The 25312-nt window shown below is 71.6% G+C and carries 16 protein-coding genes; 10 read left to right on the top strand and 6 right to left on the bottom strand.

The annotated features are described in order from the left end of the window. Positions 1-18: 18 nt before the first annotated feature. Positions 19-486 carry an Rrf2 family transcriptional regulator gene (locus tag AB0J69_RS16885; RefSeq protein WP_364117775.1) on the bottom strand — a complete coding sequence of 156 codons (468 nt, stop codon included), beginning with the start codon at positions 484-486 and terminating at the stop codon, positions 19-21. A 25-nt stretch (positions 487-511) separates the two neighbouring features. After that, a complete protein-coding gene (locus AB0J69_RS16880; protein WP_364117774.1) occupies positions 512-1576 on the bottom strand; it encodes a serine hydrolase domain-containing protein in 1065 nt (354 codons plus the stop codon). Positions 1577-1806: 230 nt separating this feature from the next. Here AB0J69_RS16880 and AB0J69_RS16875 point away from each other — a divergent pair, with 230 nt between their 5' ends. The 5 genes from AB0J69_RS16875 to AB0J69_RS16855 all read left to right on the top strand — a co-directional run bounded on the left by AB0J69_RS16875 (position 1807) and on the right by AB0J69_RS16855 (position 9193). Further along, positions 1807-2529 carry a helix-turn-helix domain-containing protein gene (locus tag AB0J69_RS16875; RefSeq protein ID WP_364118028.1) on the top strand — a complete coding sequence of 241 codons (723 nt, stop codon included), beginning with the start codon at positions 1807-1809 and terminating at the stop codon, positions 2527-2529. A gap of 104 nt (positions 2530-2633) precedes the next feature. Continuing rightward, on the top strand, positions 2634-3611 hold the full coding sequence (locus AB0J69_RS16870; RefSeq protein ID WP_364117772.1) for a zinc-binding dehydrogenase: 978 nt from the start codon (positions 2634-2636) through the stop codon (positions 3609-3611). Between the two features lie 47 nt (positions 3612-3658). Further along, positions 3659-5404, top strand: a complete 1746-nt coding sequence (locus tag AB0J69_RS16865; protein WP_364117770.1) for an ABC transporter ATP-binding protein — start codon at positions 3659-3661, stop codon at positions 5402-5404. Further along, positions 5401-7191 carry an ABC transporter ATP-binding protein gene (locus AB0J69_RS16860; RefSeq protein WP_364117768.1) on the top strand — a complete coding sequence of 597 codons (1791 nt, stop codon included), beginning with the start codon at positions 5401-5403 and terminating at the stop codon, positions 7189-7191. The genes AB0J69_RS16865 and AB0J69_RS16860 overlap by 4 nt, the downstream gene beginning before the upstream one ends. Positions 7192-7279: 88 nt before the next feature. Next, entirely contained in the window at positions 7280-9193 is a 1914-nt protein-coding gene (locus tag AB0J69_RS16855; protein WP_364117766.1) for a peptidoglycan recognition family protein, read from the top strand. Here AB0J69_RS16855 and AB0J69_RS16850 read toward each other — a convergent pair. Continuing rightward, positions 9156-10052, bottom strand: coding sequence for a MurR/RpiR family transcriptional regulator (locus AB0J69_RS16850; RefSeq protein ID WP_364117764.1), 897 nt, complete (start codon positions 10050-10052; stop codon positions 9156-9158). The genes AB0J69_RS16855 and AB0J69_RS16850 overlap by 38 nt on opposite strands. A gap of 21 nt (positions 10053-10073) precedes the next feature. Next, positions 10074-12656 (bottom strand): alpha-glucan family phosphorylase, encoded by a 2583-nt coding sequence (glgP, locus tag AB0J69_RS16845; protein ID WP_364117762.1) that lies wholly within the window; start codon positions 12654-12656, stop codon positions 10074-10076. A gap of 244 nt (positions 12657-12900) precedes the next feature. On the opposite strand from glgP, the gene AB0J69_RS16840 reads away from it, so the two are divergent. From AB0J69_RS16840 to AB0J69_RS16830, 3 genes are all read left to right on the top strand, one after another. Continuing rightward, a complete protein-coding gene (locus tag AB0J69_RS16840) occupies positions 12901-14997 on the top strand; it encodes an alpha-1,4-glucan--maltose-1-phosphate maltosyltransferase (protein WP_364117760.1) in 2097 nt (698 codons plus the stop codon). Between the two features lie 71 nt (positions 14998-15068). Beyond that, positions 15069-16769: a maltose alpha-D-glucosyltransferase gene (gene treS / locus AB0J69_RS16835; RefSeq protein ID WP_364117758.1), complete on the top strand. Its 1701-nt coding sequence runs from the start codon at positions 15069-15071 to the stop codon at positions 16767-16769. A 3-nt stretch (positions 16770-16772) separates the two neighbouring features. Next, positions 16773-18104, top strand: coding sequence for an aminoglycoside phosphotransferase (locus AB0J69_RS16830; protein WP_364117756.1), 1332 nt, complete (start codon positions 16773-16775; stop codon positions 18102-18104). Positions 18105-18131: 27 nt separating this feature from the next. On the opposite strand, the gene AB0J69_RS16825 is transcribed toward AB0J69_RS16830, so the two are convergent. Continuing rightward, positions 18132-18998, bottom strand: a complete 867-nt coding sequence (locus tag AB0J69_RS16825; protein ID WP_364117755.1) for an NAD(P)-binding domain-containing protein — start codon at positions 18996-18998, stop codon at positions 18132-18134. Between the two features lie 95 nt (positions 18999-19093). Here AB0J69_RS16825 and AB0J69_RS16820 point away from each other — a divergent pair, with 95 nt between their 5' ends. Further along, positions 19094-22210: a BTAD domain-containing putative transcriptional regulator gene (locus tag AB0J69_RS16820; protein ID WP_364117753.1), complete on the top strand. Its 3117-nt coding sequence runs from the start codon at positions 19094-19096 to the stop codon at positions 22208-22210. Between the two features lie 17 nt (positions 22211-22227). On the opposite strand, the gene AB0J69_RS16815 is transcribed toward AB0J69_RS16820, so the two are convergent. Then, positions 22228-22935, bottom strand: coding sequence for a DUF4328 domain-containing protein (locus tag AB0J69_RS16815; RefSeq protein ID WP_364117751.1), 708 nt, complete (start codon positions 22933-22935; stop codon positions 22228-22230). A gap of 194 nt (positions 22936-23129) precedes the next feature. Between AB0J69_RS16815 and glgB the strand changes: the two genes are divergently transcribed. Continuing rightward, positions 23130-25292, top strand: a complete 2163-nt coding sequence (gene glgB / locus AB0J69_RS16810; protein ID WP_364117749.1) for a 1,4-alpha-glucan branching protein GlgB — start codon at positions 23130-23132, stop codon at positions 25290-25292. Positions 25293-25312 lie beyond the last annotated feature (20 nt).

Raw genomic sequence — 25312 nt, 5'->3', positions numbered from 1 at the left:
TCGACCCGTCCGACCGCGTCACCGAGGCCCGGGTCCTGCGGCGGATCCCACGCGACCGGGTGGACCGGCGTCGGCCGTAACGCCAGACAGCCCACCACCAGCGCCAGTGCCCCGGTGGAGGTCGGCGATGGTGGTCGCGGCCAGGCCGGCCTTCATGGCGCCCTCGGCCTGCCGCAGGTTGTCCGCGACGCGCCGGCGGATCACGTCGGGCCGCCCGCCGGTCAGCGCGTGGTCGATGTCCGTCCTGAACAGCTGGCGTTCCTGCTCGCTCGCCTGGAGCACGTCCGGCAGCGTGATCTTCTCGGACGGCCTGGCCAGCCTGATGCCACCCTTGGCACCCTCGCGGGTCTCGATGAGCCCCGCCCTGGCCAGGCTCTGCACGATCTTGGTCGCCGTCGGCGACGCTATGCCGAGCGCCGCCGCCGGCTCCCTGGTGGAGATGAAGTCGGTGCAACCCTCCTCCACCTTCACGGCGACGTAGACCACGACGGCGATCGCCTGCTAGCGCTCGTCAGCGGGTGTCGCCGGGGCAGAACTCGGCCTGGAGCAGCTCGGCGAACGTGCCGATCAAGTTGCCCCAGTCGCCGTTGACGTTGCTGACGACCAGGTGCTCGCCGTCGCGGCTGCCCATCGCGTACGTCCAGGAGCCGTTGATCGCGCCGCCGCCGCCCCAGACGGTCACCCCGCCGGGCAGCTCCTGCCAGAAGACGCCCAGCCCGTACGTGGTGTTCGGGATCCACTCGGAGCCCTCGGTGGAGACGCCGGTGAACATCTCCTCCTGCTGCGCGGGCGGGAGCAGCCGGCCGCCCAGGAGGGCGCCGAGGAACCGGTGCAGGTCGTCGGCCGTCGACACCATGCCGCCGGCGGCCCAGGCGCCGGAGGCGTTCAGCTCGGTGACGTCGTGGATCTCGGCGTCGGGCTCGGTGAGCAGGAGCTTGGAGTAGTGGCGGGAGTGGGGGCCGCGCAGCTCGGTGTCGTCGCCGGGGACGTACGTGCCGGCCAGGTCGAGCGGGCGGGCGATGCGCCGCTCGACCTCCTCCGCGTACGTCCGGCCGGCGACCCGCTCGATGATCAGCCCGGCGAGCACGAAGTTGGTGTTGGAGTAGCCCCAGCCCGCACCCGGCGCGAACGCGGGAGCGTGGCTCACTGCGATCTTGACCAGCTCCTCGGGCCGCATGCGATCGAAGCGGCGCTCCAGGACGGCCGGGCCGACGTACTGGCCCATGATCTTCTCGTCCATGGTGTAGTTGAAGATCCCGCTGGTCTGGTTGAGCAGCCGCCTGATCGCGATCTCGCCCCCGTTGGGGATCGCGCCGGGCAGCCATCGTTCCACGGTGTCGTCGAGGCTCAGCGCGCCATCGGCGGCGAGTTGCAGCACCACGGTCGCGGTGAACGCCTTGGTGAGGCTGCCGATCCTGAACCGGTCCTGCGGGCGGCGCTCGCGGCCGGTCTCGAGGTCGGCCACGCCCGCCGTACCGAACCAGCTCTCGCGCCCGTCGCGCACGTCCGCGAGGATCCCCGGCACCCCGCCGTCGGCCACGGCCCCGTCGAGCACCTTCTGCACTGCGTTACTCATTCGCGTCTCCCCTGATTCGCGATACTACGTGTTCGGACAAGTACAAAAGCTACGTTGCATTCATACTTTCCGTCAATCCGCCTTTGGCGGCATGAGCGGCATATCAGCAGGTTGAACGGGGTGAAGATTGCAATGGGGCTGCGCCCGAACGCAATGGAGAAAGTTGCAATGGAGTGGGTTCGAACGCAATACTGGCCGGGAACGATCGAGCGAGTGGGAGGCGGGTGACGATGCCGGGAGGCAGGCTGACCCACGAGGACCGGCGGCAGATAGCGGCGGGCCTGTCAGAAGGGCTCGGTTACGCCGAGATCGCCAGGCGGCTCGGCCGGCCGACCTCGACCGTCAGCCGTGAGGTGCTGCGCAACGGCGGCCCCCAGGACTACCGGGCCGATCGCGCCCAGCAGGCGACCGCCCGGCGCGCCCGCCGTGGCAAGCCGGCCCCGGCGCCCGCCCGGCGGGCCACCCCGACGGCCTACGGGCGCGACCCCAGGGCGGTGCGGGCGTTCGAGGAGCGGATGACCGAGGTGCTGATGCTGACGGGCCTGCCCCGGATGACGGCCCGGGTCCTCACCTGCCTGTCCACCACCGACACCGGGGCGCTCACCGCTCGGGAGCTGGTCGAGCGCCTGCAGGTCAGCCCGGCCTCGATCTCGACCGCCGTCGCCTTTCTGGAGGAGCAGGAGCTGATCAGGCGCGAGCGCGACCCCCGCCGGCGGCGTGACCGTTACGTGGTGGACGACGACGTCTGGTACCGGTCCTACCTGGCCAGCGTGGAACGCAACGCCCGGCTCGCGGAGGCCGCCCGCGACGGGGCCCAGGTCTTCGGGGCGACCACCCAGGTGGGCGCCCGGATGGAGACCGTGGCCAGGTTCCTGCATCAGACCAACCAGGACATGATCCGGGCTGCCGAGCGCTGGAAGCACCTGTTCGGGCCGAACCGCCCAGCGCGGTAGGCGCCCGGCTTCCGGTCGCCGCACCTCCTGGACATCACCTGAGGGTTGACCTCAAGCATGGTCGAGGTTGCAGGCTCGGAGTACGCGACCTTCGGGAGAGAGCCATGCACGCCGTCGTCCTGCACACCTTCGGCCCAGCCGAGAACCTCAGCTACGAGATCGTCCCCGACCCCGAACCCGGTCCCGGCCAGGTGCGCATCGCCGTGCGGGCGGCCGGCGTGCACCTGGTCGAGACGATGATGCGGGCCGGCCTGTCCGGCGGGTCGACGCCGCCCCTGCCCGAGCTCCCGTCGATCTTCGGCGGCGAGGTGGCGGGAGTCGTCACCGCCGTGGGCCCCGGGGTGGACCCCGCCTGGATCGGCCGCAACGTGGTGACGTCGGCCGGCCGCCCGGGCGGGTACGCGGAGCTGGCGGTGGCCGACGTGGAAGCCCTGCACCGCATCCCCACCGGGCTCGGCCACGAGACGGCCGTCGCCATGATCGTCACCGGCTGCACCGCGCTGCAGTTCCTGGACGTGGCCGAGCTGACCTCCTCCGACGTGGTCCTGGTGACCTCGGCGGCGGGTGGCATCGGCCGGCTGATCGTCCAGTACGCGCACCGCCTCGGCGCCACGGTGGTCGGCGCGGCCGGCGGTCCCGCCAAGGTGGCGGCCGTCCGCGAGCTGGGCGCGGACCTCGCCGTGGACTACGACGAGCCCTCCTGGCAGCGGGCCGTCGCCGACCTGCTCGGCGGCCGGACGGTCACCGCCCTGCTCGACGGGGTGGGCGGGGACAGGGCGCGGGCGGCGTTCGAGCTCCTGGCCGACGGCGGCCGGTACGTCACCATCGGCAACGCCTCCCAGCAGGACTTCACGCCGGACCCGGAGGAGCTCAAGGAGCGCGGCCTGACCGCGACCAACGCCCTGCTGCTCCTGCTCGGGCGGCCGGACGAGCGGCCCGCGTACGAGGCCAGGGCGCTGGCGGCGGCCGCCGACGGCACGCTCGTCCCGGCCGTGCAGGCGTTCCCGCTCTCCGAGGCGGCGGCCGCCCACGCCGCGCTGGAGACCAGGCGGACGACGGGCAAGGTCGTCCTCGTGCCCTAGGGACCCCCTTCCCGGTCCACCGCGGCCGGGTCGTTAGTGTGCTGGACATGGCAGAGCGGATCATGGATCCCGGAACCCCCGACTGCCGTGGCGCGGGACGGTACCTGTGGTGGCTGGTCACGCGGCAGCGCGGCCGGGTCCTGCTCGGCGCGGTCCTGGGCACGGCCTGGATGGTGTGCCTGACGCTGCCGCCGTACTTCCTGTCCCGCGCCATCGACGACGGCCTGGCGACAGGGCACCTGCCCGTGCTGGCCGGGTGGGTCGCCGCCGTGCTCGGCACCGGTGTGCTGAACGCGTGGCTGGCCATCATGCGCCACCGGACGATGACGAGGGTGCGCATGGACGCCGCGTTCCGGACCGTGGAGGTGGTGGTCCTGCACGCGACGCGCCTGGGGGCGGCGCTGCCGCGCAAGGTGACGGCCGGGGAGGTGGTCACGATCGGGTTCGGCGACGCCGCCATGCTGGCCCAGACGCTCACCATCACCGGCCCGGGCGTCGGCGCGGTCCTGGCCTACCTCGTCGTGGCCGGGCTGCTGCTGTCCGTCTCGCCGCCGCTGGCCGCCGTGGTGCTGCTGGGCGTGCCGCTGCTCGCCGTGCTGCTCGGCCCGCTGCTGGGGCGGCTGCGCGGGGCCGAGACGGCCTACCGGGTGCGGCAGGGGGAGCTCGCCGCGCGGTTCGCGGACATCGCCGGAGGGCTGCGGGTGCTGAACGGCATCGGCGGCAAGGACGTGTACGCGGAACGTTACCGGCGCGGCTCGCAGGAGCTGCGCGAGCAGGGGTACCGGGTCGGGGCGGTGACGAGCTGGATCCACGCCCTCGGGGTCGGCCTGCCCACGCTGTTCCTGGGCGCGGTGACGTGGCTGGCGGCCCGGATGGCCGTGCAGGGGGACATCTCGGTCGGGGAGCTGGTGGCGGTGTACGGGTACGCCGCCGTGCTGGTGGTGCCCGTCGCGTTCTTCACCGAGGGCGGCTACGACCTCAGCCGCGGCCTCGTCGCCGCCCGCCGGGTGATCCACTTCCTGAACCTGGAGCCTGCCGCCGAGGGCGGAGACGCCGAGGCACCCGGGTCGCCGGCCACGCTGCGCGATCCCGCGTCCGGCGTGGAGATCGCGCCGGGGCGGCTGACCGCGCTGGTCAGCGCGCGACCGGCGGAGGCGGCGGCCGTCCTCGACCGCCTGGGCGGCTTCACCGGATCGGCCGCCACCTGGGGCGGGGTCCGCCTCCGCGACCTCGGCCGGGAGCGGGTACGTGAGCGGATCCTGGTGGCGGACAACGAGGCCGACCTGTTCGCGGGGGCGTTGCGCGAGATCATCGCGGGCAGCCGGGAGCCGGACGACGAGGCACTCCTCCGGGCCGTGCGCGCGGCCATGGGCGAGGACATCGTGCGGGCGCTCCCGTACGGGCTGGACTCGGTGATCTCGGCCCAGGGCCGCAACCTGTCCGGCGGGCAGCGGCAGCGCGTCCGCCTGGCCCGCGCGCTGCTCGCCGATCCGGAGGTCCTCCTGGCCGCCGAGCCCACCTCGGCCCTGGACGCCCACACCGAGGCGGCCGTCGCGGACCGGCTGCGCGCCGCGCGGGCCGGCCGCACCACCGTCGTCGCCACCACCTCGCCTCTCGTGCTGGATCGGGCGGACACGGTGTACTACCTGGTGGACGGCGTGGTGGCGGCCACGGGCGAGCACCCCGGCCTGCTGCGCGACGAGCCCGGCTACCGCCTGCTGGTGTCCCGCGGCGAGGCGGACGACGGGCCGGCCGATGGAACCGGCGTCCCGCCCCAGGAACTCGCCCGATGACCGCCACCCCCGATTCCGCCGGCGACGGCCGGTTGCCGGTCGCCGAGCCGGGGCGGACGCGCCGGGCCGCGTGGCGGCTCGTCCGCCTGGACGGCCGCGCCTTCGCCGCCATGCTCGCGCTCAACGCCCTGGCCGCCAGCGCGGGGCTGGCCGCCCCGTGGCTGCTCGGCCGCATCGTCGACGAGGTCAAGTCCGGCGCGACCGTCGCCGCGGTGGACCGGCTGGCCCTGGCCATCCTCGTCTGCGGCGTGGTCCAGCTCCTGCTGTCCCGCTACGCGAGCTTCGTCGGCCACCGGTTCGGCGAGCGTACGCTGGCCCGCGTCCGGGAGGAGTACACCGAGCGCACGCTCGCCCTGCCCGCCTCCGTGGTCGAGCGCGCCGGGACCGGCGACCTGACGACCCGGGGCACCACGGATGTCGCCTCGGTCGGCGCCACGCTCCGCGACGCCGGTCCCGACGTGGCCATCGCCGCCGTCCAGGCCGTCTTCATCCTGGCCGCCGTCTTCGCGCTCGACCCGCTCCTGGGCGCGTGCGGGGTGCTCGGCCTCACCGGCATCTGGTTCGCCTCCCGGTGGTACCTGCGCCGGGCGGTCGGGGCGTACCTGGCCGAGGGCGCCGCCAACTCGGCCCTCGCCGAGGAGCTCGCCGCCACCACCAGCGGCGCCCGCACGGTGGAGGCGCTCCGGCTCGAACACCGCCGCATCACGGCCGCCCGGCGGGCCATCGACGAGTGCCGCCGCACCCGTACCAGGACGTTGTTCCTGCGCAGCGTGCTCTTCCCGGTGGTGGACGTCTCGTACGCCATCCCCGTCGCCGCCGTCCTGCTGCTCGGCGGCGCGCTGATGACGCGGCAGCCGGGCGCCGTGACGCTGGGCACGGTGGTCGCCGCGGCCCTCTACCTGCGCCGGCTGGAGCAGCCGCTGAACACCGTCCTGCAGCAGCTGGAGCGCCTGCAGAGCAGCATCGCCTCCTTCTCCCGCGTGGAGGGGCTGGCCACGGCTCCCCTCAGCACGCCGGCCGCTTCCCCGGAGCCGGCCGGCGACCGGCTGGAGGTCCGCGGCGTGCGCTTCGCCTACGACGGCGGCCCGGACGTGCTGCACGGGGTGGACCTGTGCGTACGCCCCGGCGAGCGCCTGGCGATCGTCGGCCCCTCCGGCGCGGGCAAGACGACGCTGGGCAGGCTGCTGGCGGGCGTGGACGCCCCGCGGACCGGCTCTGTCACGGTCGGCGGCGTCCCCGTGGCCGGCCTCGACCCCGACCGGCTGCGCGAGCGCGTCGTCCTCGTCACCCAGGAGCACCACGTGTTCCTCGGCACGGTACGCGACAACCTGCGGATCGCCGCCCCCTCCGCCACCGACGCGGACCTGCGCGCGGCCCTGACCGCCGTGGGCGCCGACTGGATCGACGACCTCCCGGACGGCCTGGACACCGACCTGGGCCACGGCGCCCACCGCCCGGACGGCGCGCAGGCCCAGCAGCTGGCCCTGGCGCGCGTCGTGCTGGCCGACCCCCACACGCTGATCCTCGACGAGGCCACCGCCCTGCTGGACCCGGGAACGGCCCGCCACACGGAGCGCGCCCTGGCCGCCGTCCTCGGCGGGCGTACCGTCATCGCCATCGCCCACCGCCTCCAGACGGCGCACGACGCGGATCGGGTGGCGGTCATGCGGGACGGGCGGATCATGGAGCTGGGCACGCACGAGGACCTGGTCGCGGCCGGCGGCGGGTACGCGGACCTCTGGCATTCGTGGCACGGGGACCGGCCGCGACCAGATCGCCAAGGGTGAAGAATATCTTCGCAAAGATCTCGCCAGCGAAGGAAAATGTTGAGACGCTGAACTGCACGACGCACCCCCCAGTCCCGAGGAGTGGTTCATGCGCAGACTGCTGGCGATCTCTCTGGTCGCCCTGCTGCCCTTAAGCAATGTGAGCGCAGCTCACGCCCAGGAACCCGCCGACCGGCAGCAGGCCTTCGCGGCCGCCGCCGAGGAGTTCCAGGTGCCCGCCAGCGTGTTGCTGGGTGTCTCCTACCTCGAGTCCCGCTGGGACGCCCACGCGGGCCGACCCTCCAGCGACGCCGGGTTCGGGCCCATGCACCTGACCGACGCCGCCGCCTTCACCTCCGCCAACCACCACAGCGAGGGCGAGGAGGACGCCCGCGGCGACGACGGCCGCCCCCTGCCCCCGCCCGCCGAGCAGCCCGCGCCCACGGACATCCCGGCCTCGCTGCGCACCATGGAGCGGGCCGCCGCGCTGACCGGCGAGAGCCACGAGCGGCTGCGTACGGACGACGCCGCCAACATCCGGGGCGGCGCGGCGCTGCTGGCCGACTACCAGAAGGCGCTCGGCGCGCCGCTCAGCGACGACCCGGGCGAGTGGTACGGGGCCGTGGCCAGGTACTCCGGGGCCGAGGAGGCCGGGGCCGCCAAGTTCTTCGCCGACGAGGTCTTCGCGACGATCAAGGAAGGGGCCGAGCGGACGACGGACGACGGCGAGCGGGTCGCCCTGCCGGCCGTGCCCGGCCTGGAGAAGATCGAGAAGTGGCTGGAGAAGCTCGGCCTGCGGCCCACCCGCCCCGACGGCGTGGAGTGCCCGGCCTCGATCTCCTGCGAATGGATCCCGGCCGCCTACCAAGAGTTGCCGGACAACGACTACGGCCACTACGACCTGGCGAACCGGCCGTTCAGCCAGAAGGTCGACTACATCATCATCCATGACATGGAGGGATATTTCCTGCCCTCCATTCGCCTCAACCAGGACCCCAACTACGGCGCGAGCTGGCACTACTCCATCCGCTCCTCCGACGGCCACATCGCCCAGCACATCAAGACCAAGGACGTCGGCTGGCAGGCCGGCAACTGGTACGTCAACGCCAAGTCCATCGGTCTCGAGCACGAGGGCTTCCTGGCCGAGGGCAGCGCCTGGTACACCGAGGCGATGTACCGCTCGTCCGCCCGCCTGGTGCGCTACCTGGCGCTCAAGCACGGCGTGCCGCTGGACCGCGCCCACATCCTGGGCCACGACAACGTCCCGGGCACGCTCCCGACGACCGTGCGCGGCATGCACGAGGACCCGGGGCCGTTCTGGGACTGGGCGCACTACTTCCAGCTCATGGGGGCGCCGCTGCACCAGTTCGGCGGACCTCGGGCGGGATCGGTCATGATAAAGCCGGACTTCGCCACGAATAAGCCGTACTTCTACGGGTGCGACCGCAAGAACCCGTCAGCCGCCTGCCCGCCGCTCCCCGCCGGCACCGTCTGGCTCCGCACGGAGCCGCGGCCGGACGCGCCGCTGGTCAAGGACATCGGCAAGCACCCGACCGGCGACTCCCTCTACAGCGTGTACGACCACAGCGCCCGCGCCGGCACCGGACAGCGCTTCGCCGTGGCCGACCGCCAGGGCGACTGGACGGCCATCTGGTATCTCGGTCAGAAGGCCTGGTTCCACAACCCGGCCGACGCCCCGACCGCCGTCCCGTCCATGGGGCTCGTGGTCACCCCGAAGCCGGGCAAGGCGACCGTCCCGGTGTACGGGCGGGCGTACCCGGAGCAGGAGGCGTACCCGGAGGGGATCCCGTACCAGGCGGTGACCCCGCTGCAGTACACGTTCTCGGCCGGGGAGAAGTACACCCTCGCGGGTCCGGCCGCCACCGAGTACTACCGCGCGGTCACCTTCAACCTGGAGGACCACAAGGTGGTGCGGGGCAAGACCAGATACCTGGAGATCCAGTTCGGCCACCGCGTGATGTTCGTCAAGGCTGACGACGTGCAGGTGACGTTCTCCGGGTGAACTCCCTGACGGCTCGCCTGGTGCTCGCGAGCGCCTCCTGAGAGGCGTCGAACGTGCGCTGGGCGACGCCGACGAACACGCAGTCGACGACGAGGAGCTGGCTGATCCGGCTGGCCAGGGCGCCGGGACGGAACTCCGTCTCGCGCCCGGCGGAGATCAGCACGTGTTCGGCCAGCTCCGCGATGGACGAGCGGGGGTTGTTGGTGATCGCGACCGTGGTGGCCCCGGCCTCCTTGGCCCGGCGCAGCGGCTCGATCACGTCGGGGGTCTCGCCGGAGGTGCTGATGCCGATGGCGACGTCGCCCTCTCTCAGCAGCACCGCGCTGGTCAGCGCCAGGTGCGCGTCCTGGAAGGCGTGGCTGGACAGGCCGATGCGCATCAGCTTCTGCGCGACGTCCTCGGCCACCAGCCCGGAGGCGCTCACTCCGTAGGCGTCGATCCGCCGGGCGCCGACGATGGCGTCCACCACCAGCCCGAGGCGCTCGGAGGTGAGCTGGGCGATGGTGTCGTTGATCGCCTCCGACTCGGCCCGCGCCACCTTCTGGATGACCTCCGACAGGGGGTCGTCGGGGGCCAGGTCGCCGGGCACCAGCCGGTCAGGCTGCGCGGCGGCCGCGGCTAAGGCCAGCCTGAGCTGCGGGTATCCCGCGAAGCCGAGCAGTCTGGCGGTGCGTACGATCGTGGCCTCGCTGGTGCCCGAGGCGGCGGAGAGCTCCGTGATGGTGCTCCGGGCCACCGTCGCGGGGTCCTCCAGGATGAGGCGTGCGACGGTCTGGGCAGCCGGCGTCAGGGACGGCAGCACACCTCGGACCGTGGCCACCAGAGTGTCAGCCCGCAGGCCGTTCCCGCTGTCGTCCACCCCCTGATTATGCCCGGTTGTTTACCGCAGAGTTCCGTTCGTCATACCTGCAGGTTCCTCGGGGACGGCTATGAGCCCCAGCTCCGCGGGCGTGGCGAGGAGCGGGTGGTACGGGACGACCCGCACGGTGTACCCGAAGGCGCCCGTGCGGTCGAGCGGCACCGTGCCCGTGTAGTGCGCCCGCCGGTCGTCGTCCACCGACTGCGCCGACAGCTTGGCGTACACCGGGTGCACCAGCTCGTCGTGCGGCCCGACCTTGCCGTACGCGACCTCGACCAGCACGTCGTCCGGCTCCAGGTCGCCCAGCGCGATCGTGGCGTGCAGCTCGATGGCCGCCCCGACCTCCGGCATGTCCCCCACGCCGGCCGCCTCGACGTGCTCGACGCGCACCCCCGGCCAGGCCCTGGTCACCCGGACCCGCCAGGCGGCGAACCCCTTGGCCGGCGCGTAGGAGTCGGCGCTCAGCGCGCGGGCGGAGGCGGCGGCCGGGTTGTACAGGGTGACCACGTAGTCGCGCAGCATGCGCCCGGCCAGCACCTTGGGCCCGAGCGAGGCCAGCGTGTGCTTGACCATCTCCATCCAGCGCCGCGGCAGGCCGTCGAGCGCGCGGTCGTAGAACCGGTCGGACACCTCGTGCTCGATCAGGTCGTAGAGGGCGGCGGCCTCCAGCTCGTCGCGCCGGTCGGCGTTCGTCACCCCGTCGGCGGTGGGGATGGCCCAGCCGTTGGTGCCGTCGTACCACTCGTCCCACCAGCCGTCGCGGATCGACAGGTTGAGGCCGCCGTTCAGCGCGGACTTCATCCCCGACGTGCCGGACGCCTCCAGCGGGCGCAGCGGGTTGTTCAGCCAGACGTCACAGCCCTGGACCATGAGCTGCCCGAGCGCCATGTCGTAGTCGGGCAGGAAGACGATGCGGTGCCGGACGTTCTGCTGGTCGGCGAACTTGACGATCTGCTGGATCAGCTTCTTGCCGCCCTCGTCGGCGGGGTGGGCCTTGCCGGCGATCACGATCTGCACCGGCTTGTCCGGCGACAGCAGCAGCTCCGTCAGCCGCTCGGGGTCGCGCAGCATGAGCGTGAGCCGCTTGTACGACGGCACGCGCCGCGCGAACCCGATCGTCAGCACGTCGGGGTCGAGCGCGTCGTCGATCCAGCCCAGCTCGGCGTCGGAGGCCCCGCGCTCGCGCCAGGACCTGCGCAGGCGTACGCGGGCGCCGTCGACCAGCCGCTTGCGCAGCGTGCCGCGGATCTGCCAGATGTCGGCGTCGGAGATCTTCTGGATGCCCTCCCAGCCGCGGGCCCGCTCCAGCAGCGAGGGCAGCTCCCGCCCGGCCAGCTCCATGAGCTCCCTGCCGACCCAGGTCGGCGCGTGCACGCCGTTGGTGATCGACCCGATCGGCACCTCGTCCAGGTCAAATCCCGGCCAGAGATTCTTGAACATCTCCCGGCTGACCTCGCCGTGCAGCTTGGACACGCCGTTGACGCGCTGCGCCAGCCGCATGCCCATGACGGCCATGTTGAACCGGTGCGGGTCGGACTCCGCGCCCAGCGCGAGGATCCGCTCCACCGGCACGGTCGGCCAGGCGTTCGCGCCGCCGAAGTGGCGCTCGATCATGTCCACCGGGAAGCGGTCGATGCCCGCGGGGACGGGGGTGTGCGTGGTGAACACCGTGCCGGCCCGCACCGCCTCCAGCGCCTCGTCGAACGACATCCGCGCCTCGGTCAGCTCCCGGATCCGCTCCAGGCCGAGGAAGCCGGCGTGGCCCTCGTTGGTGTGGAACACCTCCGGGTCGGCGTGGCCGGTGATCTTGCAGTAGGCCCTGATCGCGCGTACGCCGCCGACCCCCAGCAGCAGCTCCTGCATGAGCCGGTGGTCGGTGCCCCCGCCGTAGAGCCGGTCGGTGATGTCTCTCGCGGCGGTGTCGTTGTCGGCCACGTCGGAGTCGAGCAGCAGCAGCGGCACCCGTCCGACCTGTGCCACCCACACCTGCGCGTGCAGCACGCGCTCCTCGGGCAGGGCCAGGCGGATCTTGACGGGCGTGCCCTCGGCGTCCTTGAGCAGGCTCAGCGGCAGTCCGCCCGCGTCGAGCGACGGGTAGTGCTCCAGCTGCCAGCCCTCCGGCGAGAGCGACTGGGTGAAGTAGCCGTGCCGGTAGAGCAGGCCGACGGCGAGGATGGGCACGCCGAGGTCGCTGGCCGCCTTGAGGTGGTCGCCCGCGAGGATGCCCAGGCCGCCCGAGTATTGCGGCAGCGCCGTGGCGATGCCGAACTCGGGCGAGAAGTAGGCGATGGCGCGCGCGCCGTCGGGCAGCGTCTGGTACCACCGCGGCGAGGTCATGTATTCGCGCAGGTCGTCGGCGGCGTCGGCGAGCCGCCGCAGGAAGCGGCGGTCGGCCGCCAGCTCGGCCAGCCTGGCCGGCGTGACGGCGCCGAGCAGCGCCACGGGATCGTGCCCGACCTGCTCCCAGAGATCGGCGTCGACCTCCGCGAAGAGGTCCATCGTCTCCGGGTGCCATGACCAGCGGAGATTGTGGACGAGCTCGCCGAGGGCGGCCAGCTCCGCGGGCAGGACGGTGCGGACGGTAAACCGGCGGATAGCTCTCACGTTTCTGCACCCTACGGGCTAGGAGGGACCTCTGAGTCCTTCACCCCCACGAAGCCCCTTCAAACCCCTTCCGGGAACAAGCATGAAGAGGGACTATTGGGGCAACTTTCCTCATTGTTGGGCTCTCCCGCAGACACTCTCGGGAGGTCTATCCGCTGCTGTCCACAATTTACATGCAAGGATCGTTCCTGCCAGGGAAAGCCTCCGGCGGCACCGGGAGTGCCGCCGCAAACCCTTGAATGCGATGATCGGACGAATTCCCATCACGGACATCTCCCCCGTCGTCGACTGCGGGCAGTGGCCCGCCAAGGCGGTCGCCGGCGAGACCTTCCAGGTCTCGGCGACCGTCTTCAGAGAGGGCCACGACGCCGTGGCCGCGGGCGTGGTGCTCACCGCGCCCGACGGGCAGCGCGGGCGCCTGAGACCGATGCGCGAGCTCGCCCCCGGTACCGACCGCTGGGGCGTGGACGTGTGCCTGCCGGCCGAAGGTGACTGGCTGTTCCGAGTGGAGGCATGGAGCGACCCGATCAGCACGTGGCTGCACGACGCGGAGATCAAGATCCCGCGCGGCATGGACGTCGATCTCATGTGCGAGGAGGGCGCCCGGCTGTTCGAGCGCGCGGCCAAGGCCGTACGCCCGGGGGACTGCCCGAACGGCCGGCCCGCGAAGAGCGGCGCGAAAACCGGCGCCAAGAACGGCCGGTCCAAGCAGAACGGCAACGGCGACAGCGCCTGCGGCCACCGGGCGGCGCTGCTGTCGATCTCGGCCACGCTGCGTGACGAGGACCTGGACCCGCGGGCCCGGCTGTCGATCGCCCAGCTTCCCGAGACCGCCGCGCTGCTGGACGCGCATCCGTTCCGGGAGCTGGTGACCAGGTCCAAGTCGCACAAGGTCAGGGTGGACCGGCGCCGGGCGCTGTACGGCTCCTGGTACGAGTTCTTCCCGAGGTCCGAAGGCGCGGTCGTCAACGAGCTGGGCATCTCCAAGTCCGGAAATTTCCAGACTGCTGCCAAGCGGCTGCCCGCCATCGCCAAGATGGGCTTCGACGTCGTCTACCTGCCGCCCATCCATCCGATCGGCACCACCTACCGCAAGGGCCGCAACAACACGCTCAGCCCCGAGCCCGACGAGCCCGGCTCGCCGTGGGCCATCGGCTCGGAGGACGGCGGCCACGACGCCGTGCACCCCGACCTGGGCACCCTGGACGACTTCGACGTGTTCGTCGAGCGGACCAAGGCGCTGGGGATGGAGATCGCGCTCGACTTCGCCCTGCAGTGCTCTCCCGACCACCCGTGGGTGAAGGAACACCCCGAGTGGTTCACGATCAGGGCCGACGGGTCGATCGCGTACGCCGAGAACCCGCCCAAGAAATACCAGGACATCTACCCGATCAACTTCGACCGGGATCCCGAGGGGATCTACATCGAGGTGAGGCGGGTGCTGCGGCACTGGATGGACCACGGGGTGCGCATCTTCCGGGTGGACAACCCGCACACCAAGCCGGTGGCGTTCTGGGAGCGGCTGCTGGCCGACATCCACCGGACCGACCCCGACGTGATCTTCCTGTCGGAGGCGTTCACCAGGCCGGCGATGATGCGCACGCTGGCCAAGACCGGCTTCCATCAGTCATACACGTACTACACCTGGAAGAACTCCAAAGGTGATGTGGAGACCTACCTCACGGAGCTCTCCCAGGAGACTTCCTGCTACCTGCGACCGAACCTGTTCGTGAACACGCCCGACATCCTGCACGAGTTCCTGCAGCACGGCGGCGTGCCGGCGTTCAAGATCAGGGCGGTCCTGGCCGCGCTCGCCTCGCCAGCCTGGGGCGTCTACTCCGGCTACGAGCTCGGAGAAAACGTGCCAGTACGTCCCGGCAGCGAGGAATACCTAGATAGTGAGAAATATCAGTACAAACCTCGCGATTGGGTAACGGCCGAACGTGAAGGAAGGAGCCTGGCTCCCTTCCTCACCCACCTGAATTTGTTCCGAAGAGCGCATCCTGCGCTGCAGGAATTGCGTAATCTACGGTTCCACAGGGTCGACCAACCGGACATCGTTTGCTTCTCGAAACGGCTCCCGGGCGCCTATGACACGGCCACACGAAGGCACGGACTGGGCGACGTCGTTCTGGCGGTCATCAACCTGGATCCACACCACACCCACGAGGCGACTGTTGATCTGGACCTGCCTGCAATCGGTCTCGACTGGACCGCGGAGTTCGTCGTGGACGACGAATTGTCAGGCGAATCGTACCGCTGGAGGCAGAGCAACTATGTACGCCTCGACCCCCACATCCAGCCTGCCCACATTCTCACCGTACGAGCCGCGCCACGGTAGAACTGAATTCAGCGGGGAGTCTTCAACGTGTGTGAAAGCGCCTCCCTCATGAGCCCCCAGCGGGGCGGCTCATGAGCTCCACACCCATTCCCAACACCTTTGACGAGGAAAAGCCGCGCGATCCCTACTGGTACAAGCGGGCGGTTTTCTACGAGGTCCTGATCAGGGGATTCGCCGACTCCAACGGCGACGGGACCGGCGACATCAGAGGTCTCATCAGCAAGCTCGACTACCTGCAATGGCTGGGCGTCGACTGCCTCTGGCTGCTGCCGTTGTTCGAGTCGCCACTGCGTGACGGCGGCTACGACATCGCGGACTTCATGAAGATCCTGCCCGAGTTCGGAGATCTCGGAGACTTCGTGAAGCTCGTCGACGAGGCGCACAAACGGGGCATGCGCGTCATCGCCGACCTGGTCATGAACCACACCAGCGACGCCCACCCGTGGTTCCAGGCGTCCCGGCACGACCCCGAGGGGCCGTTCGGCGACTTCTACGTGTGGTCGTCCACGGATGAGAAGTACCAGGACGCCCGGATCATCTTCATCGACACGGAAACGTCCAACTGGACCTACGACCCCGTGCGCGGCCAGTACTACTGGCACCGCTTCTTCCACCACCAGCCGGACCTCAACTACGAGAACCCGGCGGTGCAGGAGGCCATGCTCGAGGTCCTGCGGTTCTGGCTGGACCTGGGCATCGACGGGTTCCGGCTGGACGCGGTGCCCTACCTCTTCGAGGAAGAGGGCACCAACTGCGAGAACCTGCCGCGGACCCACGAATACCTGAAGCGGATCCGGACCGAGGTGGACCGGCTGTTCCCCGACCGCGTGCTGCTGGCCGAGGCGAACCAGTGGCCGTCCGACGTGGTGGAGTATTTCGGGGACCCGGTCGGCGGTGGGGACGAATGCCATATGGCCTTCCATTTCCCGCTGATGCCCCGCATCTTCATGGCCGTCCGCAGGGAATCGCGCTATCCCATTTCCGAAATCTTGGCGCAAACGCCGAAAATTCCGGAGCATTGCCAGTGGGGAATCTTCCTCCGCAACCACGACGAGCTCACGCTCGAGATGGTCACGGACGAAGAGCGCGACTACATGTACACCGAGTACGCCAAGGATCCCCGCATGCGGGCGAACGTCGGCATCCGCCGCCGCCTGGCGCCCCTGCTCGAGAACGACCGCAACCAGATCGAGCTGTTCACCGCCCTGCTCCTGTCGCTGCCCGGCTCCCCCGTGCTCTACTACGGCGACGAGATCGGCATGGGCGACAACATCTGGCTCGGCGACCGTGACGGCGTCCGCACGCCCATGCAGTGGGACCCCGACCGCAACGCCGGGTTCTCCGACTGCGACCCCGGCCGGCTCTACCTGCCGGTCATCATGGACCCGATCTACGGCTACCAGGGCATCAACGTCGAGGCCCAGCAGAAGAACGCCGGCTCGCTGCTGCACTGGACCCGGCGCATGATCGAGATCCGCAAGCGGCACCCGGTCTTCGGGCTGGGCGGTTACGCGGAGCTCAACTCCTCCAACCCCAGCGTGCTCGCGTTCGTCAGGGAACTGGGCGACGACCGGATGCTCTGCGTGAACAACCTGTCACGCTTCCCGCAGCCGGTCGAGCTCGACCTGCGCAGATTCGTCGGCGTCTCCCCCGTGGAAACCATGGGAGGCGTACCATTCCCGGCAATTGGCGAACTTCCGTATCTTTTGACGCTTCCCGGGCATGGGTTCTATTGGTTCACACTCCCGCCGGCCATCATCCAGGAGGAGTAGGACGTGCTTGACGAGCTCCTTGCCACGTGGATCGGCCGCCAGCGTTGGTTCGGTGGCAAGGGGCGCCCGATCGACGCTCTGTCGGTCGATTCGGACGTCGAGCTGACGCCCGGTCTCAGACACCTGATCGTCGCCGTCTGGCAGGAGGGCTCGCGTGACCGGTACCAGGTCCTGCTGGGCGAGCGGGACGAGATCCCCGACCGGCTGACGCACGCCCTCATCGGCACGGTCGGCGACACCTATCTCTACGACGCCGTCCACGACTCCGACCGCGCGAGCTGGCTCCTGGACGGCATGGCCCACGACGAGACCCGCAGCGGCCTGCGCATGCGCCACGTGCCCGGGGTCACCATCGACACCTCCCCGCGCAGCCTGGTGCTCGGCGCGGAGCAGTCCAACACCTCGATCGTGTACGGGGACGCGTACATCTGCAAGCTCTTCCGCCGGCTCATCCCGGGCGTCAACCCCGAGCTGGAGATCATCACCGCCCTGGCCGCCAGGAACGCGCCGCACATCGCGCAGCCGTACGGGTGGATCGAGACCGACCTCGACGGCACGGACACCACGCTCGCGATCATGCAGGAGTTCCTGACCCCCGCGAACGACGGCTGGGACCTGGCCCTGGCCAGCGTGCGCGACCTGTACGCCTCGCTGCCCGAGCTGCCGGCGTCCGACGCGGGCGGGGACTTCGCGGCCGAGGCGGTGCGGCTGGGCGGCGCCACCGCCCGCGTGCACCACGAGCTGGCCGCCGCCTTCCCCACCGACGTCATCGAGATTCACGAGCTCAAGCGGATGGCCGAGTCCTTCAGGCGGCGGCTGGGCCGGGCCGTGGCGGAGGTGCCCGAGCTGCGGCAGCACGTGAACGCCATCGAGGACGCCTACCACCAGGTGGAGCTGCTCACCAACGAGGTGCCCGTGCAGCGGGTTCACGGCGACTACCACCTCGGCCAGGTGATGCGCACGCCGACGGACTGGGTGGTGCTCGACTTCGAGGGCGAGCCGGGGCAGCCGCTGGCCGAGCGGCGGGCGCTGTCGTCGCCGCTGCGGGACGTGGCGGGGATGCTGCGCTCGTTCGACTACGCGGCCAGGCACCTGCTGGCCGGACACTCCCAGGCCGCAGAGCTGGAGCCCCGGGCGCAGGAGTGGGCCGACCGCAACCGGGCCGCCTTCCTCGACGGGTACACCGAGGGCGGCGGGGTGATCACGCGGGCGGACGCGGCGCTGCTGCGGGCGTTCGAGCTGTCGAAGGCCGTCTACGAGGTCGTCTACGAGGCCCGCAACCGGCCCACCTGGCTCCCGATTCCCCTGGCCGCCTTCCGCCCCCGCCCCACCTGACCCCCGGCGGCACATCCGTGAGGACGGTCAGAGCAGTTCCTCGATGAGGCCGGACAGGCCCTCGTGGCCGAGGCCGCGGGCTGTGCGCTGGTCGACGATCGTCTTCATGGGCAGCAGCAGGTCCGGCTTGACGCCCTGCTCGCGGAACGTGCGGACCAGGTTCTCCAGGCCCGCCCGGTTGACCTCCAGGTTGGAGACCTCCGTGCTGTGGTCGCCGGACTCCATCTTCGCGGCCCAGGCCGGCTGCTGGGCGGCCATCGCGTTCAGCCACGGGACCAGCAGCGACTCGACGAACTCCCCGAGCGGGAACTTCGCCGACGTCACCAGGGCCGCCGCCTCCAGGAGGCCGGCGATCTGGCCGTACATGCCGGTCAGCATGGCCAGGTCCAGCAGCGGCGCCATCCCGGGGTCGTCGCCGGTGAAGCGGGGCTCGGCCATGGCGGCCAGCGCCGGCTGGTACCGGTCGAAGGCCCGCTGGGAGCCGCTGTAGAGGATGAGCGCGCCCGGCTGGGCGATCATCTGGGGCACCGCCATGATGCCGCCGTCGAGGTAGTCACCACCGCGCCCGGCCACCCAGGACGCCGTCTCGCGGGCCTCGGCGGGCCGGCCGGTGGTGAGGTTCGCGATGACCCGCCCCTCCAGCGACGCCTGCCCCAGCACCTCCTCGACGGACGGGTAGTCGAGCAGGCACACGATCACCAGGGGGCTCGCCTCGACGGCCCGCGCCGGGGTGTCCGCGAGCGTGGCACCCTTGGCGACCAGGGGTTCGGCCTTGGCCGGCGTACGGTTCCACACGGTCACGCGGTGCCCGGCCGCCAGGAGGCCGCCGGCGAGCGCGGAGCCCATGAGCCCGAGGCCGAGAACGGAGATATTTTCCGGCATTTCAGCGTTCATTGTTGGTGTTCCTTGTTGCAGGAGGATGATGCGTCCACCTTCTCCGTGGGCGGTTATGGTCTGGTTCGGAGTCGGTTATGGGCGGGGATGGGCAGATGCGGTTCGGGGTGCTGGGGCCGATCGCGGTGTGGACGCCCGACGGGCAGCCGGTCCAGGTGATCGAGGTCAAGGTCCGGGCGCTGCTCGCCGGCCTGCTGATCCACGCCGGGCGGCCGGTCTCCGCCGACCGGCTGATCGAGGACCTCTGGGGTGACCGGCCGCCCGCCGACGCGCCCGCCGCGTTGCGGGTGAAGGTGTCGCAACTGCGCAGGGCGCTGGCCGATCGGGAGCTGGTGGCGTACCGGGCGCCCGGGTACGTGCTGCGGGCCGAGCCCGGGTCCGTGGACGCCGGGCTGTTCGAGGCGTTGCTCGGGCGGGCCCAGCGCGCCGACGACCTCCAGGCGCGCGCTTCGCTGCTGCGCGAGGCGCTCGGTCTCTGGCGCGGGAGCGCGTACGCGGAGTTCGCCGACGAGCCGTTCGCGCGGGCGGCGGTGGCCCGGCTGGACGAGCAGCGGCTGATGGCGGTGGAGGAGCTGGCCGAGGCCCGGCTCGGGCTGGGCGAGCACGGGCTGCTCGCAGCCGAGCTGTCGGACCTGGTGGCCGAGCATCCACTGCGGGAACGGCTGCGCGGCGTGCACGTACGGGCTCTCTACCGGGCAGGGCGGCAGAGCGAGGCGCTGGCCAGCTACGGGGAGCTGCGGCGGCGGCTGGCGGACGAGCTCGGGCTGGATCCCGGGCCGGAGCTGGCGGCCCTGCACCAGGCGATCCTGGAGCAGGACCCGGCCCTGGACGCGCCGGCGGCACGGCCCCGTACGAACCTGCCCGCCCCCCTGACGCCCCTGGTGGGGCGGGACGAGGCGGTGGCCGAGGTGCGGGCGCTGCTGCGTACCGACCGCCTGGTCACCCTCACGGGCCCCGGCGGCGTGGGCAAGACCCGCCTGGCCCTCGCCGCTGCCTCTGCGCCCCTTGTGACGGAGGGCTTCGAGGGCGGGGTGTGGCTGGTGGAGCTGGCCTCGCTCGGCGCCGGGGCGCAGGCGGTCGAGGTGGCCGAGGCGATCGCGGGCGTGCTGGGCGTGCGTGACGACTCACCGGGCTGCATCATGGAGCGCCTGCCCACCGCGCTGCGGGCCAAGCCGACGCTGCTCGTGCTGGACAACTGCGAGCACGTGGTGGAGCAGGTGGCCACGCTGACCGGTCAGCTCCTGCGGGCCGCCCCCGAGCTGCGCGTCCTGGCCACGAGCCAGGAGTCGCTGCGGATCGAGGGCGAGGCGCTGTGGAGCGTGCCGCCGCTGGGGCGGGAGGCGGCCGTGGAGCTGTTCGCGGCGCGGGCGGGCATCGCGCCCGACGCCGACGTCGAGGAGATCTGCGCGCGGCTGGACGGCATCCCGCTCGCGCTGGAGCTGGCCGCCACGAGGATGCGGGCACTGACCCCGAGGCAGCTGGCCGAGCGCCTCGACGACCGCTTCCGGCTGCTCGCCTCCGGGCTGCGCGGCGCGCCGGCCCGGCAGCAGACGTTGCGGGCGATGATCGACTGGAGCTGGGAGCTGCTGACGGACGCCGAGCGGGTGGTGCTGCGGCGCCTGGCCGTGCACGCCGACGGCTGCACGCTGGAGGCGGCCGAGGAGGTCTGCGCCGAACCCGGCCTGGACGTGCTCGACCTGCTGGCCCGCCTGGTCGACCGCTCCCTGGTGGTACGCACGTCGCCACGCGCCCCCGCCCCCGGAGACCGGCCGGGGTCTGCGCCGACGCCCCGCTACCGGCTGCTGGAGTCGGTCGCGGCCTACTGCCAGGAACGGCTGGCCGAGGCGGGCGAGCTGGCCGGCGTGCGGCTCCGGCACGTCCGCCACTACGCCGGCCTGGCCGAGCGGGTGGAGCCCGGCCTCCGCGGGCACGGGCAGCGCCGCGCGCTCGCCCTCCACGACGCCGACCACGCCAACCTGCGCACGGCGCTGGAGACGGCCGTGGCCGAGCGGGCGCCGGGCGAGGCGCTCCGGCTGGTCAACGCCATGGCCTGGTACTGGGTGCTGCGCGGCAGGCTGGGCGAGGGCCGCCGCGCGCTGGAGTCCGCCCTGTCCGTCGCCGACGCCTCGACCCCGGGCGCGGCGGAGGCCCAGGTGTGGCTGCACGGGCTCACCCTGCTGGCCGGGCGGCTCGTGGAGCTGGACGGCGGGCTGTTCGAGGCCATCGAGGACCCGCGGACGAGGGCGCGGGCTCGGTGGTTCGCCGGGTTCGCGCTGTTCGGGTACGACGACCTGTCGGCGAGCAGGGACCTGATCTCGACGGCGCTGGCGGAGTTCCGGGCGCTCGGGGACATGTGGGGCGCCGCCGCCGCACTCACCGTGCTGGGCCGGTACGCCGCCATGCGCGGCGACCTGACCACCCTGCGCGAGCACGCCGAGGAGAGCCTGACCCTGTTCGGGCGGATCGGCGACCGTTGGGGCGAGCTGCGGGCGACGGAGAACCTGGGCACATTGGCCGAGATCACCGGCGACTACGAGCGGGCGGCGGCGCTGCGCACGGAGGTGCTGGGGATGGCCGAGGAGCTGGGGCTGTGGAGCTCGGTCTCCGACGCGCTGTCCCGCCTGGGCCGCATCGCCATGCTGACCGGCGACCACGCGCGGGCCGACGACTACCACGAGCGGGCCAGGCGGCTGGCGGCGGCGCAGTCGAACCGCCCCGCCGAGGAGTTCGCCGAGCTCGGCCTGGCGCTGGGGGCCCGCAGGCAGGGCCGGCTGGACGAGGCGGAGCGGCGGCTGCGGGCCTGGCTGGACTGGGTCAAGGACGTGGCGGGCGACCCGGGCGCGGCGCTGATCCTGGCCGAGCTGGGGTTCGTGGCCGAGCTGCGCGGCGACGCCGCGGGCGCGCTGGAGCTGCAGCGCCAGGGGCTGACGGTGGCCCGCAAGGTGGGCGACCCCCGGGCGACCGCGCTCGCGCTGGAGGGCCTGGCGGGCGCGCTCGCCCTCGACGCGCGGCACGAGGAGGCAGGACGCCTGCTGGGCCGGGCCGCCGCCCTCAGGGAGTCGGCGGGCGCCCCGCTGCCACCGGGCGAGCGGGGCGACGTGGACCGGATCGCGGCGTCGGTGACCCGGGCCCTGGGCGAGGATGCCCTGGCCGCGGCCATGGCCGACGGGGCGGCGCGACCGCTGGAGGACGCCGTGCGCGATGCCGGGTAGCCCCCGCGGAGGACCGGTCAGTACGCCGGGTAGCCGCCCGGGACGCCCGCCATCGGGGCCGGGAACGAGCGCTGCTGCTCCTGGACGTCGGTGATCCTGCGTACGACGCCGATCGCCAGCGCGGCCGCGACCAGCATCAGCGCGATGCTCACCACGTCGAACCGCGCGGCCGCCGCCAGGCTGTCCAGCTCCTCGGCGTTGAACAGCAACCGCCCGGCCACGTTCGACACCGTGCTGCCCACGAGCCAGGCCGCCCACCAGGCGTTGATCAGGCCCTTCGAGCCGCCGGTGCGCGCCGAGGCGTGCCAGATGTCGTCCACGATCTGCTTCGGGAACCAGAAGGCGATGATCGGCACCGCCCACCCGAAGATCAGCCACGGCGCGGAGCGCCGGTGACCGCCCGGCGAGAGGAGCTCCGCGTTGGCCCGCACCCTGAACAACCACACCAGGAACGCCACGACGGTCACCACGTAGACGACGGTCTCCGCGACGCCGGACAGGCCGTAGACGAGGTCGCCGGTGCTGATCTCCGCCTCCGGCACGGAGTCGATGTCGGCGATCATGCGGTCGACGAGTCCCGCGTACCAGAGGTCGATCACCGCCGCGACGATGCCGACGGCGGAGTGGCACACCAGCGCCACGGCGGCGAAGATGGCGACGCCGCGGACCGGGCGTAACGGCGGTGGTGGCGGCGCGTACCCCTGGCCGGGGGGTTGTGGGTACATGGCGCGGGCCTTTCTGGAGGGGGACGCGAGCAGCGAACCAGTATGGCGAGCCAAGAACCCGGAAAGGATCTGTTGGCCACCCCGGCATCTTCTTGTGATAAACCCGGGATTTTGCACATCCGGTGATTGTCGCGGTGAAAGCGGGCAGTGCCTGGGATGGACGGTCATCATAGGGCAGTGTTGGGAGCATGCCGATGAGGACAGAGCTCGACCGCCTTGCGGGCGGGGCACATCACGATCCGCACTCCGTGCTCGGAGCGCACCCTGGCTCCGGCGGGGTGATCTTCCGCACGCTGCGCCCGCTCGCCGAACGGGTGCGGGTGGTGCTGGAGGACGGCTCTGCCCATGACATGAAACACCAGGCACACGGGGTGTTCGAGGTGACGGTTCCGGGCCTGGACAAGGTGCCCGGCTACACGTTGAGCGTCAAATACGCCGGGGCGGACCCGTACGAGGTGCGTGATCCCTACCGGCACTGGCCCACGCTCGGCGAGGTGGACCTGCACCTCATCGGCGAGGGGCGGCACGAGCGGCTGTGGGAGGCGCTAGGCGCGCGCGTGATGGAGCACGAGGACGTCCAGGGCACCGCGTTCGCCGTCTGGGCGCCGAACGCGCGCGGCATCAGGGTCGTCGGCGACTTCAACCACTGGGACGGCACCGCCTACCCGATGCGGTCGCTGGGCCGGTCGGGGGTGTGGGAGCTGTTCGTGCCGGGGCTCGGGGCGGGCCAGCGGTACAAGTACCAGGTGCTGGGCGCCGACGGCGTGTGGCGGGACAAGGCCGACCCGATGGCGCGGCGGACCGAGGTGCCGCCGATGACGGCCTCGGTGATCGACAAGTCCGACTACAGCTGGCAGGACGACGCCTGGATGGTCGAGCGGCGCGAGCAGCAGCCGCAGACCGGGCCGATGAGCGTCTACGAGGTGCACCTGGGGTCGTGGCGGCCGGGGCTGTCGTACGTGGAGCTGGCCGACGAGCTGTCCGAGTACGTCGCGGACATGGGCTTCACCCACGTCGAGCTGCTGCCGGTGGCCGAGCACCCGTTCGGCGGGTCGTGGGGCTACCAGGTGACGTCCTACTACGCGCCGACGGCCAGGTTCGGCACGCCCGACGAGTTCCGCCACTTCGTGGACCGCCTGCACCAGCGCGGCATCGGCGTGCTGCTGGACTGGGTGCCGGCCCACTTCCCGATGGACGACTGGGCGCTGGCCCGCTTCGACGGCACCCCGCTCTACGAGCACGCCGACCCGGCCAGGGGCGAGCACCCGGACTGGGGCACGTACGTCTTCGACTTCGGCCGCAGGGAGGTGCGCAACTTCCTGGTCGCCAACGCGCTGTTCTGGCTGAAGGAGTTCCACATCGACGGGCTGCGGGTGGACGCGGTGGCCTCGATGCTCTACCTGGACTACTCGCGGCGCGAGGGCGAGTGGACGCCCAACGTGTACGGCGGCAGGGAGAACCTCGACGCGGTCGAGTTCCTCAAGGAGATGAACTCGGTCTGCTACCGCGAGGCGCCCGGCATCATCACCGTGGCCGAGGAGTCGACCGCCTGGCCCGGGGTGTCGCGCCCGGTGCACCTCGGCGGGCTGGGGTTCGGCTTCAAGTGGAACATGGGCTGGATGCACGACACGCTCGAATACCTGCGCCACGAGCCGGTCTTCCGCCAGTACCACCACCATCAGCTGACGTTCTCGCTGCTGTACGCCTACTCCGAGAACTACGTGCTGCCGCTGTCCCACGACGAGGTCGTGCACGGCAAGGGGTCGCTGCTGGGCAAGATGCCGGGCGACGAATGGCAGCGGTTCGCGCAGTTGCGGGCGCTGCTGGCGTTCATGTGGGCGCATCCGGGCAAGCAGCTGCTGTTCATGGGCGGCGAGTTCGGCCAGGGCTCGGAGTGGTCGGAGGAGCGCGGGCTGGACTGGTGGGTGCTGGAGTTCGACGGGCACCAGGGCGTGCAGCGGCTGGTCCGCGACCTGAACCGGATCTACCGCGAGACGCCCGCCCTGTGGGACCAGGACGCCCGGCCCGAGGGGTTCCGGTGGATCGACGCCGACGACGCCTCAGGGAACACGTTCTCGTTCGTCCGCTACGCGAACGACGGGTCCGCGGTGGCGTGCGTGGTCAACTTCAGCGGCGGGCCGCACGAGAACTACCGGCTCGGGCTCCCGTACGCGGGGCAGTGGACGGAGACCGTCAACACCGACGCCTACGACTACTGGGGCAGCGGCGTGGGCAACATGGGGGCGGTCGTGGCCGGGGACGAGCCGTGGCACGGGCTCCCGTACTCGACGACGCTGCGGGTGCCGCCGCTCGGTGCGGTGTGGCTCACACATGAGGGGAGCACGCTGAACATTTGAGGTGCGCCCCCTGAAAGTTC

It is taken from the genome of Nonomuraea sp. NPDC049709 (genome assembly GCF_040674815.1).
Classification (GTDB): Bacteria; Actinomycetota; Actinomycetes; order Streptosporangiales; family Streptosporangiaceae; genus Nonomuraea.
Note: the sequence above shows the minus strand (reverse complement) of the source record. Positions and strands in the feature narration are given on the sequence as shown.

Excerpts from the sequence above, each read along its gene's own strand:
- AB0J69_RS16880 (WP_364117774.1), bottom strand. The coding sequence starts at position 1,576 with ATGAGTAACGCAGTGCAGAAGGTGCTCGACGGGGCCGTGGCCGACGGC.
- AB0J69_RS16875 (WP_364118028.1), top strand. The coding sequence starts at position 1,807 with ATGCCGGGAGGCAGGCTGACCCACGAGGACCGGCGGCAGATAGCGGCG.
- AB0J69_RS16870 (WP_364117772.1), top strand. The coding sequence starts at position 2,634 with ATGCACGCCGTCGTCCTGCACACCTTCGGCCCAGCCGAGAACCTCAGC.
- AB0J69_RS16865 (WP_364117770.1), top strand. The coding sequence starts at position 3,659 with ATGGCAGAGCGGATCATGGATCCCGGAACCCCCGACTGCCGTGGCGCG.
- AB0J69_RS16860 (WP_364117768.1), top strand. The coding sequence starts at position 5,401 with ATGACCGCCACCCCCGATTCCGCCGGCGACGGCCGGTTGCCGGTCGCC.
- AB0J69_RS16855 (WP_364117766.1), top strand. The coding sequence starts at position 7,280 with ATGCGCAGACTGCTGGCGATCTCTCTGGTCGCCCTGCTGCCCTTAAGC.
- AB0J69_RS16840 (WP_364117760.1), top strand. The coding sequence starts at position 12,901 with ATGATCGGACGAATTCCCATCACGGACATCTCCCCCGTCGTCGACTGC.
- treS (WP_364117758.1), top strand. The coding sequence starts at position 15,069 with ATGAGCTCCACACCCATTCCCAACACCTTTGACGAGGAAAAGCCGCGC.
- AB0J69_RS16825 (WP_364117755.1), bottom strand. The coding sequence starts at position 18,998 with ATGAACGCTGAAATGCCGGAAAATATCTCCGTTCTCGGCCTCGGGCTC.
- AB0J69_RS16820 (WP_364117753.1), top strand. The coding sequence starts at position 19,094 with ATGCGGTTCGGGGTGCTGGGGCCGATCGCGGTGTGGACGCCCGACGGG.
- AB0J69_RS16815 (WP_364117751.1), bottom strand. The coding sequence starts at position 22,935 with ATGTACCCACAACCCCCCGGCCAGGGGTACGCGCCGCCACCACCGCCG.
- glgB (WP_364117749.1), top strand. The coding sequence starts at position 23,130 with ATGAGGACAGAGCTCGACCGCCTTGCGGGCGGGGCACATCACGATCCG.